The following is a 10,976-nucleotide window of genomic DNA, read 5'->3' as shown; positions in this document are numbered from 1 at the left end:
CCCCACGGGCGTCTCCGACCCAGCGCACCGAGCACCCGAATTCCTCACCGGCGCCGTTCGGTGTGCCCGGCTCTCCCCCCCGTCATCCCTCTCACGGCACACCTGTGCCAAGAACTAAGGAACCCGCAATGCACAGCACCTCCAGACAACGCCGTCTGACCGCCGTGGCCCTGACCGCCCTGGCCGTGGCGGTCAGCGCCACCGCCTGCTCCTCGGGCTCGGGCAGTTCCGCAGCGAAGGACTCCGAGGGCGGCACGTACACCATCTGGGACCCCTACCCGCAGTTCGACAAGGGCTCGGCCTGGGCGAAGCTGCTGGATGACTGCGGTACCAAGGCGGGCGTGAAGATCAAGCGGACCGCTTTCGACACCAGCGATCTGTCGAACAAGGCGCTGCTGGCGGCGCAGCAGGACAACTCCGCGGATGTCCTGATCGTGGACAACCCGGTGGTGTCGACCCTGGCGGAGGCGGGCGTGCTCACCACGACCGACGACAACAAGCTGGACACCTCCAAGACGGACTCCAACCTGCTCGCGGCCGGCCAGTCGGGCGGCAAGACCTACGGCACGCCGATCGGGGCCAACACCCTCGCCCTCTACTACAACAAGGAGGTGCTGGAGGCTGCCGGGGTGGACATCGCCTCGGTCAAGGACTGGAAGTCGCTGACGGCGGCGCTGGGGAAGGTCAAGAAGGCGGGCAAGAAGGGCATCACGTTCTCGGCGATCGGCACGGAGGAGGGCAGCTTCCAGTTCCTGCCGTGGTTCTGGGGATCCGGTGCGCAGCTGACCGGACTCGACTCGCCCGAGGGCGTCTCGGCGCTGGCGTTGTGGAAGGGCTGGCTGGACAAGGGCTATGCCCCCAACTCGGTGATCAGCAACACCCAGACCACCAGCTGGCAGGAGTTCGCCAGCGGTGACTACGCCTTCGCGGAGAACGGCACCTGGCAGCTCGCCAACGCGGAGAAGGCCGGCTTCGAGTACGGCGTCCTGCCCATCCCCGGCGCGGACGGGGGTAACGCCGCGGCGCCGACCGGTGGTGAGTTCGTCACCGTCCCGGTCCAGGGCGACACCGGCCGCTATGCCACCTCCCAGAAGCTGGTGACCTGTCTGACCAGCACCGAGAACCTGTACGACACCGACACCACCCTGTCCTATGTGGCGCCCACCAGTGAGGTGCAGGACAAGCAGGTGGCGTCCGACGCCAAGCTCAAGCCCTGGGTCGAGGCGGTCAAGGCGGCCAAGGGACGCACCAGTGACGATCTGGGCACCAAGTACCCCAAGATCTCCGAGCAGATGTGGAAGGCGGTCCAGTCCGCCCTCAGCGGTGCCCAGTCGCCCAAGGACGCGCTGGCCAAGGCCCAGTCGGCCGTCAAGTAGAAGAGGATGCGCGGTCCGCAGATGAACCACACGAGACAGCTGCCGGACCGCCGGTCCGTACGCGGCCGGAGCGGGGCGGCCACCGTCGCCCCGCCCCCGGCCCCGGTGCGAGAACGGCGCCGTCCGGTCTCCCGGCAGTGGGCCGCCTGGGCCTTCCTCGCCCCGGTCGCCCTCTACCTCGTCCTGTTCTACGCCTATCCGCTCTACCGCAACATCGACCTGAGCCTGCGCCACTACACCGTCCGCTCCTTCGTCCAGGGCGACGCGCCGTTCACGGGGCTGGAGAACTACCGGACCGTCTTCGACGATCCGGCCTTCGCCCCGGCCCTGCTGCACACCGTGGTGTTCACGGCCGTGTGCCTGGTCTTGCAGTACGCCATCGGTCTGGCCCTGGCGGTCTTCTTCAACCAGCACTTCCGGCTCTCGGCGAGCCTGCGGGCCCTGTTCCTGGTGCCCTGGCTGCTGCCGCTGATCGTGTCGGCCTCCACCTGGTCCTGGATGCTCAACAGCGACTCCGGCATCGTCAACGCCGCCCTGCACACCCTGGGGATCGGCCCGGTGCACTGGCTGACCTCGCCGTCCTGGTCACTGACCTCCGTGATCATCGCTAACATCTGGATCGGTGTCCCCTTCAACCTGGTCGTGCTCTACAGCGGACTGCAGTCCATCCCCCAATCGCTGTACGAGGCCGCGGCCCTGGACGGGGCGAGTGCCTGGCAGCGCTTTTGGCGCATCACCTTCCCGCTGCTGCGCCCGGTCTCGGCGATCACGCTGCTGCTGGGCCTGGTGTACACGCTCAAGGTCTTCGACATCATCTGGATCATGACCAAGGGCGGCCCGGCGGACTCGTCCACCACCTTCGCCACCTGGTCCTACCAGCTGGGCTTCGGCAACCTGGTGCCCGCCTTCGGCCCCGGCGCGGCCGTCGGCAACCTGCTCGTCGTCGCCGCCCTGGTCTTCGGCCTGGTCTACGTCCGAGCCCAGCGAAAGCAGGCGCTGTCATGAAAGAAGGCGCTGTCGCGAAGAAGGGCGCTGTCATGAAGAAGCGCGCTGCCACGAGGAAGGGCGCCATGAGGACAGGCTGGAAGACGGCCGTCGGCCTGTTGCTGACCGGGGTCATGCTGTTCCCGGTCTACTGGATGCTCAACGTGTCCTTCACCCGCGACCAGGACATGCGCAAGAGCCCGCCGGACCTGTTCCCGACCCACGGCACCCTGGACGGCTACCGCAAGGTGCTCGACGAGCAGTTGCCCTACCTCGGCACCAGCCTCGTGGTCGCCCTGGGCACCGTCGTCCTGACCGTGGCCCTGGCCGCCCCCGCCGGCTACGCGCTGGCCAAGCTGCGCCCACGCGGCGGCGGCCTGTTGAGCTTCGTCCTGCTGGCCGCCCAGATGATCCCCGGCATCATCATGGCGATGGGCTTCTACGCCATCTACCTCCAGCTCGGCCTGCTCCAGTCCGTCCCCGGCCTGATCGTCGCGGACTCCACCCTGGCCGTCCCCTTCGCGGTGCTGATCTTCACCGCGTTCATGTCGGGCATCCCCGGCGAGCTGCTCCAGGCCGCGCAGATGGACGGAGCCAGGGCCCTGCGCACCTTCTGGTCGATCGTGCTGCCGATGAGCCGCAACTCGATCGTCACGGTGTCCCTGTTCGCGTTCCTGTGGTCCTGGTCCGACTTCGTCTTCGCCAACACCCTGGTCAACGGCGGCACCCACGAGCCGATCACCCTCGGCATCTACCACTACATCGGCAACAACAACCAGGAGTGGAACGCCATCATGGCCACCGCCGTCGTGGCGTCACTGCCCGCCGCGGTCATCCTCGTCCTCGCCCAGCGCTACGTCGCCGCCGGTGTGACCACCGGCGCCGTCAAGGACTGAGTCCCCCCAACCTGCCACGACGACCGGCGCGCTGCCACGCCGGCCGGCCGGCGCCCCCTGCTCCAGAAACGAGTCACGCCACATGACCGCCGCCCGATCCGGCCCGGCCTTCTCCGTCCACGACATCCCGTTCAGCGCGTACGGCTCCTGGTTCGACATCTCGCCCGTGGTGGCCGAGAAGACACACGCCGAGGACCTCCACCTCGTCTCGCACCAGAACGGCATGCACGGCGTCCTGCGCCTGGTCCCCCTGGACGCGGCGAGAGGCGAGCGGGCCGAGACCCGCGTCGAGGCGATACCGGGCCTGCTCGGCTGGGTCGGCGAGAAGGGACGCGTCGAGCTCGCCTACGAGTCGCCGGACACCGTACGCCTGCGGGGCAGCGGCCTGGACTTCGGCATCTTCGCCGCCGCGCGGACCCTCACCCCGTTCAGCGGCACGTACTTCTTCCACGACCCGGCGGCGAACGCGCACGTGTTCACCTCGTACGAGACCGGCCGCCGTTACCGCGTCACCGTGCTGTCCGGCATCCTCGCCGACACAGCCGGAGACCAGGCCCTGGGCGGCAGCGACCGCGGTGTCACCGTGACCGCGCGGGGGGACGGTGTCTGGGAGCTCGCGATCGAGGAACTCGACACCGCCCGTCCGCCCTACGCGCCCTCGGCGGCCTTCGACGACATCGTGGCGGCGGCCCAGCAAGCCTTCGCGGACTTCGTGGACGCCGTGGCGCCCTGGCGCTCGGCCGCCACCCCGGCCGTCGAACTCGCCGCCTACGTCGTCTGGTCGGCGACCGTGGCGGCGAAGGGCCTGGTCACCCGGCCCGGCGTGCTGATGTCCAAGCACTGGATGGACAAGGTGTGGAGCTGGGACCACTGCTTCAACGCCCTCGCCCTGGCGCCCGGAGCGCCCGCGCTGGCCTGGGACCAGTTCCAGCTGCCGTTCGACCACCAGGACGAGAGCGGCGCCCTGCCGGACTCGGTCACCCACTCCGAGGTCCTCTACAACTTCGTCAAACCGCCCATCCACGGCTGGGCCTTCGGCCACCTGCGCCGCAGTCTGCCGACACCCCTCGGCCGGGCCGAACTGACCGAGGTGTACGAGCGGCTGGAGCGCTGGACCGGCTTCTGGCTCACCGCCCGGCGCGCCCCCGGCACCGAACTGCCCCACTACCAGCACGGCAACGACAGCGGCTGGGACAACGCCACCACCTTCGACCCCGAACGCGTCGTCGTCACCGCCGACCTGGCCGCCTTCCTCGTCCTCCAGCTCCATGAACTCGCCGAGCTCGCATCGGAGCTGGACAGGCCGGGTGAGGCCGACCGGTGGACGGGAGTCGCCGAGGAGATCCAGACGGCGCTGCTCGACCAGCTCTGGACCGGGAACAGGTTCGTCGCCCGCTCGGCCGGCACCGGGGAGACCTGGAGCAGCGCCAGTCTCCTCGACCTGATGCCCATCGCGCTGGGCGAGCACTTGCCCGCCGAGATCGGCAGCACGCTGGCCGACCACATCAAGGCCCATCTGACCCCGTACGGCCTGGCCACCGAACTGCCCACCTCACCGCACTACCTCTCCGACGGCTACTGGCGCGGCCCCATCTGGGCCCCCGCCACGGTCCTCATCGAGGACGGCCTGCGCCGCGCCGGCCACCAGCGGCTCGCCGACGACATCAGTGCTCGCTTCCGCGCCCTGTGCGAGACCCACGGGTTCGCCGAGAACTTCGACGCCCTGACCGGCACCGGCCTGCGCGACCGCGCCTACACCTGGACCGCCGGCAGCTACCTGCTGCTCGCCCGCGACCACGTCCTCCGCCGCGCGGACGCCAGGACCGACGCCACCCTCACCTGAGCCGCAGGCGGCAACCCATCCACACGTCCGGCACGGGGGGAGGCCGGCGCAGCACCAACCAGCCCCACCCCTGAAAGGACGTAAGTACATGCCAAGAATCGGGCAAAGACGCTCGACCTCAAGACGTCTTCTCCACGGCATCGCACAGGCGCTGCTTCCGCTGACCGTCATAGCCGGCCTCACCACCGTGACGGCAGCGCCCGCCTCCGCCGCCACCCCCACCCTCAGCGTCGACCTGGGCACCACCACCGGAGCCTTCCACGGAGGCGCCTCCGGGGTGCTGTACGGCCTGTACGGCCCGGACGTACCGACCAACAACCTCATCGAGGGAATGGGGGTGCAGACCACCAACACCAAGTACCAGGACGGACAGCAGCACCCCGGATCGGACGCGCTGGAGATCGCCAAGCCGTTCGTGGACAGCGGCGGCAAGGACATCTACATCTACATGACGGATGTGTACCGCACGTTCAGTTACGAACGGGCCAGCTACGCCGCCTACCAGACGGCCATGAAGACCCAGATCGAGCAGGTGCTGGCAAGCCCCTACAAGGACCGTGTCGTCCTCGTGCCCTACAACGAGCCCGACGGCATGTGGTACCCGGGCATGCGCACCCAGGCGACACCCCTGGCCAACTTCAACTCCGAGTGGCGCCAGACGTACGACTTCATCAAGGGTCTCTGGCCCGCGGCACGGATAGCCGGGCCCAACCTCTCCAGCTACACCGAGTTCGCCTACAAGGGCTTCCTCACCTACTGCAAGGCGAACAACTGCCTGCCGGACATCATGACCTGGCACACCCTCGGCAGCCCGGCCGATGTACGCACCACCACCGACAACTACCGCGCGGCCGAGACCGCCGTCGGTATCCCCTCGCACCTGCCGATCAACCTCAACGAGTACGCCTTCCGCTACCACCTGACCGACCCCGGCCAGATGGTGCAGTGGATCGCGGCCCTCGAGGACAAGAAGATCGACGGCAACCTGCCGTACTGGAACATCAACGGCAACCTCGGCGACTCCGCCGCCGGCCAGAACACCCCCAACGCCCAGTGGTGGCTGTACAACTGGTACAGCTCCATGACCGGCAACACCGTCAAGGTCACCGGCGCCGCCAACGACGCCGCGTACACCCTCCAGGGCCTGGCGAGCCTGGACACGGCCAAGAAGCAGGCCCGCGTCATCCTCGCCGGGGGCGGCACCAGCGGTGACTCCGACACGGTCATCAAGAACATCGACCCCGCGGTCTTCGGCAGCACCGTGCACGTCAGCGTGTTCCAGGACCGCTACAGCGGCTACATCGGGGCGGCGGCCACCCCGACCCGGCTCTCCGACGCCGACGTCGCCGTGGGCTCCGACGGTTCGATCACCGTCCCCATCACTCTCGACGCGATGTCCGCGTACCAGGTGATCGTCTCCCCCGGCGGCAGCGGCAGCACCACCGCCGCCGACAGCACCTGGTCGGCCACGTACGAGGCCGAGAACGCCACGCTCAGCGGCAGCGGCTACAACATCAACACCGAGGGCACCACCAGCAGACTCGACAAGTTCGCCACCTCGGGCACCAAGGACGTCGGGGGCCTGCGCACCGGCTCGACCACGGTGATCTCCTTCCCCGTCACCGTCCCCACCACCGGCGACTACGACCTGTCGGTGTTCGGCAACAGCTACGCCAAGGACGCCGACGTCAAGGGCCCGACGAACGTGTACATGCGGGTCGACGGCGGCGCATCGACCCGGATGGACATCCCGGTGGGCTTCCAGTGGGTGGTGTGGGGGCACAGCGACACCACCGTGCACCTCACCTCGGGCAGCCACACCATCACCCTGGCCACCACCGGTGACAACGGCGCGGCGACCGTCGGCGACGCCATCATCGACAAGATCGACCTCCGGTACAAGGACGCCGCCGTCCAGGGCACCACGCTCTACGAGGCAGAGCAGGCCACCCTCTCCGACAACGGCAGCACCACCTACACCTCCCAGGGCCAGTCCGGCGCGGGCGCGGTGAACCTCACCTCCGGCAAGTCCGCGACGTTCTGGGTCTACTCCGCGCGGGACGGATACGCGGACCTGACGGCCCGCTTCCGCAACACCGGCCAGGCCGGCCTCACCGTCAACGGCAGGGCCACCGACGACCAGACCCTCTCCGGCGCGACCACCGGCGCCTGGTCCACCTCCACCAACCGGGTCTACCTGAAGGGCGGCATCAACAAGGTCAAGGTGACCGGCACCGGCGGCACCCTCGCCCTGGACGACCTGGCCGTCACGCCGTTCAGCGCCACCTCCGCCGTCACCACCGGCAACGTCGTCACCTACCAGGCCGAGGACGGCGCCCTCACCGGCACCGCCGACGTCTCCACCAGCTACAGCCAGGCCAACGGCGGCGTCGTCACCGGCATCGGCAACGGAACCGCCAACTCCCTCACCCTCGACGTCGACGCGCCCTCGGCCGGCACCTACGCCATGACCATGCGCTACGCGAACGCCGAGGAACTGCCCTCCCACCACTACAACCCCGACCTGTACGCCGAGCACGCCGACGTCAGCGTCAACGGCGGTGACGCCACCCGCGTCAACTTCGCCAGCACCCTGCACTGGAACCAGTTCACCGACTACACCGCCCACGTCACCCTCAAGAAGGGCGCCAACACCGTCAAGTTCACCTCCTCACAGCTCTTCGACTGGGACGGCACCACCATCGGCAAGGTCTACTCGGGCGGCGGCAGCGACATCGGAGAGCCCATGCGCTCCAGCTCCGCGCCCCACCTCGACCAGGTCTCCTTCGCACCCGCGAGCCTGCACATCGGAGCCTCGGCCGGCTTCTCCTCCACGGCCGTGGCCCAGCACAGCGGGCTCTGTCTCGAAGACCCCGCCAAGTCCACCGCCAACGGCACCCAGTACCAGCAGAACACCTGCGGAAGCGGCCAGGAGCAGATCTTCGACTTCCACCGCGTCTCCGGCACGACCGACACCTACACCGTCGTCAACCACTCCAGCGGCAAGTGCCTGGACGTCTCGGCCTTCTCGACGGCCAACGGCGCCGCCGTCCAGCAGTGGACCTGCCACGGCGACACCAACCAGCGGTTCAGGCTGGCGGCGGTGACCGCGCTCGGCAACAGCCACGACTACCAGCTCGTCGCCGTGCACAGCGGCAAGTGCGTCGACGTCAGCACCATCTCGACCGCATCCGGCGCCCTCGTCCACCAGTGGCCATGCGACGCGGCGAGCACCCTGACCACCAAGAAGAACCAGATCTGGAGGCTCACCGGCAAGGACTGAGCTGACAGCGGCTCCCGCCCCTCCTCCGGCGTCGACGAACGGGCAACGGCGACGCCGGAGGAGGCCGGAAGCGGCGACGAGGACGAGAAGGGGTACGGCGATGTGGTGAACCGCATGCCGTCAGCGTCGTCGGGCCGGGGCGGGGGACGGGTCGGTCCGACGCAGGACGCACCGGCGGGAGGGCACGTCGTAGGCTCATGCCCTCATGGAAACGTTACGGAACTGGCTGCTGCCGCTGGCCCTCGCGGCCTGCCTCCTGCTGTGGCCGGGACCGGCTGCGCTGGACGGAGGCCACGACGTCTCCCGCGCGGACCTCGAACTCACCCTGGTCGTGGCGGCCGGGACGACCATCGCGCTGGGTCTGCGACGGCGGGTGCCGCTGGCGGCACTGGCCGGGGTCTCCGCCTTCTACGGGCTGGCCCTGTTCACGGAGGCCTCGGACGCGGTCCAGGTGTTCCTCATCGTGGCCGACTTGGTGGCCGTGTACTCGGTCGCCGCCCGCACCACCCTGCCGGTGACGCTGCGGGCGGTCGGCGTCCTCGTCTGCTACCAGGGCCTGGTCGGCTTCGCCGTCGAGGGCGCGAGCCTCTCGGCCGGCGTCGGCCTGATCGTCGACGTCGCGTTCCACCTGGGCGTCGTCGGGATCGGCCGCGGCCGTGCCCACCAGTCGGCCGCACGAGCCCGGGCCGCCGCCCGCCTGGCCCGGGCCCGTGCCGAGGGGCAGGAGGCGGGAGCGAGTGAACGACGCAGGCTGGCACGGGAGTTGCACGACGTCAGCGCCCACCACCTCACCTCCGTGGTCGTCACCGCGGAGGCCGCCCGGCACCTCGCCGCCAGCCGTCCCGAACTGGCCGCCGAGGCCCTCGACTTCGCCGCCCGCACCGGCCGCGAGACCCTGGCCACCGTGCAGCGCCTGGTCACCTCCCTGAGGGCCGCCGAGGAGGGCGACGACGTCCCGCTGGGCACCCGGATCGAGGAACTCGCCAGTGGCTTCATCCGCCTCGGGCAGCGAGTGGAGATCACGAGCGTCACGGGCGCCGCGGTAGCCGGCACACAGGTGACGGAGGCGGTGTTCGGTATCGCCAGGGAGGCCCTCACGAACACGCTGCGCTACGCCCCGGGGGCGGTCGTACGAGTCGGCCTGCGGGACCTGGGCGACGGGTGGCTGGCGCTCACCGTCGACGACGACGGAGGGGCCCGTACAAACCTGGAGGCCGGTGCACCCGGCGCCGGCGGCCGGGGTCTCGGGTCGGGGCGGGGCATGACCGGTATGCGCGAGCGCGCCGAGGCGGTCGGCGGCACGGTGACCGCCGGTCCGGGAGCGGGCCCGTCCAGAGGCTGGTCGGTACGGGCGGAACTGCCGGCTCACCCGGCCCAGGGCACACGTCCCTCGACGGGGCGGAGCAGGGCGTTGGACTGGCGCCTCGCCTCGCACGCCATGCTGCCGGCCGCCGGAATCCTCCCGGCGGTGTTCCTGTTCGCCGAGGACCGGGACGCGCCCGGTCTGTTGCTGCTGAGCGCGCTGCTGATCGCGCAGTTGCTGCCGCTGCTGTGGCGGCGGGCGGTGCCCTGGCCGGTGCTGGCCGCGTTGCTCGCGGGGGCCTGGCTGTGGCCGTGGGCGCCCGGATCGGACGCGGATCCCTGGCTGGCCCTGACCGCGGGCGCCTGCGCGCTGGTGGGCGGGGTGTACGCGGTGGGGGCGTACGGCCGTGATCCGTGGGCGACTTGGGCATCGGTGCCGCTGGCCGCGCCGGTGCTGGCCGGCGCGGTGTCGGTGACAGCGGCGCGGGACGGCACGATCGACGGGGATCCGGCCGGAGCACCTGTCGTGGGGGTCACCGTGTTCGCCCTGACGGTGCTGCTGCTGCCGCTGTTCGGCGGCGCGTGGCTGACGGGCTTCCTTGTCCGGTCCCGGCGCGGGCAGGTCGCCCGCCGCGAGAACGGCGAGCTGGGCGCGGTCGTCCACGAGGCGCTCGCCGCGGCGCACCTGGAACGGCAGCGGATCGCCGCCGGGCTGCGCGCCGCTGTCCTCGACCGGACCGCCGAAGTGGTCGGCGCCGCCGAGGAGGGCCGCCTCGACGACGTGGCCCCGGCGGCCCGTGAGTCGCTGGCGGCGATGCGCGAGCTCCTGGGCAACCTGCGCGACGGCACCCCTGCCGACGCCCCGCCCACGGTCCCTGCCGAGGGCTCGATAAAGTGACGCCCCATGACCTCGCCCTCCACCCCCGCCCGGGTCCTGGTCGTCGACGACCAGGCCGTGGTCCGGGCGGGATTCGCGGCCATCGTCGACGCGGAGCCGGACTTCGTGGTGGTCGGCGAGGCGGGTGACGGCGCCGAAGCGGTCACGCTGGCCGGCCGACTGTCCCCGGACGTGGTCCTGATGGACATCCGCATGCCCGACATGGACGGCCTGACGGCGACGAGTCTCCTGACCGGCCCGACGTCGGGCCACGTACCCCGGGTGCTCGTCCTGACCACCTTCGACCTCGACTCCTACGTCTACGAGGCCCTGCGCGCCGGTGCCTCCGGCTTCCTCCTCAAGGACGCCCAGCCGGCCGAACTCCTCACGGCGCTCAGGGTGGTGGTCGCCGGCG

At 70.2% G+C, this 10,976-nt stretch carries 7 protein-coding genes; all 7 read left to right on the top strand.

Features of this window, described 5'->3' with window-relative positions; translation table 11 throughout:
• Positions 1 to 128 precede the first annotated feature (128 nt).
• Positions 129 to 1,376, top strand: coding sequence for a sugar ABC transporter substrate-binding protein (locus FNH04_RS31745; RefSeq protein ID WP_152789257.1), 1,248 nt, complete (start codon positions 129 to 131; stop codon positions 1,374 to 1,376).
• A 21-nt stretch (positions 1,377 to 1,397) separates the two neighbouring features.
• Positions 1,398 to 2,381: a carbohydrate ABC transporter permease gene (locus FNH04_RS31740; protein ID WP_152789255.1), complete on the top strand. Its 984-nt coding sequence runs from the start codon at positions 1,398 to 1,400 to the stop codon at positions 2,379 to 2,381.
• A gap of 32 nt (positions 2,382 to 2,413) precedes the next feature.
• On the top strand, positions 2,414 to 3,256 hold the full coding sequence (locus FNH04_RS31735; protein ID WP_386575148.1) for a carbohydrate ABC transporter permease: 843 nt from the start codon (positions 2,414 to 2,416) through the stop codon (positions 3,254 to 3,256).
• An 82-nt stretch (positions 3,257 to 3,338) separates the two neighbouring features.
• Positions 3,339 to 5,099, top strand: coding sequence for an amylo-alpha-1,6-glucosidase (locus FNH04_RS31730; RefSeq protein WP_152789253.1), 1,761 nt, complete (start codon positions 3,339 to 3,341; stop codon positions 5,097 to 5,099).
• A gap of 88 nt (positions 5,100 to 5,187) precedes the next feature.
• A complete protein-coding gene (locus tag FNH04_RS31725; RefSeq protein WP_152789251.1) occupies positions 5,188 to 8,382 on the top strand; it encodes an RICIN domain-containing protein in 3,195 nt (1,064 codons plus the stop codon).
• A 205-nt stretch (positions 8,383 to 8,587) separates the two neighbouring features.
• Positions 8,588 to 10,582 carry a sensor histidine kinase gene (locus FNH04_RS31720; RefSeq protein ID WP_152789249.1) on the top strand — a complete coding sequence of 665 codons (1,995 nt, stop codon included), beginning with the start codon at positions 8,588 to 8,590 and terminating at the stop codon, positions 10,580 to 10,582.
• A 6-nt stretch (positions 10,583 to 10,588) separates the two neighbouring features.
• Positions 10,589 to 10,976 (top strand): response regulator (locus tag FNH04_RS31715; RefSeq protein WP_152789247.1); only part of this gene is annotated, 388 nt, incomplete at its 3' end.

The organism is Streptomyces phyllanthi (assembly GCF_009377205.1).
In the GTDB taxonomy this organism is placed as follows: domain Bacteria; phylum Actinomycetota; class Actinomycetes; order Streptomycetales; family Streptomycetaceae; genus Streptomyces; species Streptomyces phyllanthi.
The sequence above is the reverse complement of the archived record's forward strand: the minus strand, read 5'-3'. Positions and strand labels throughout refer to the sequence as shown.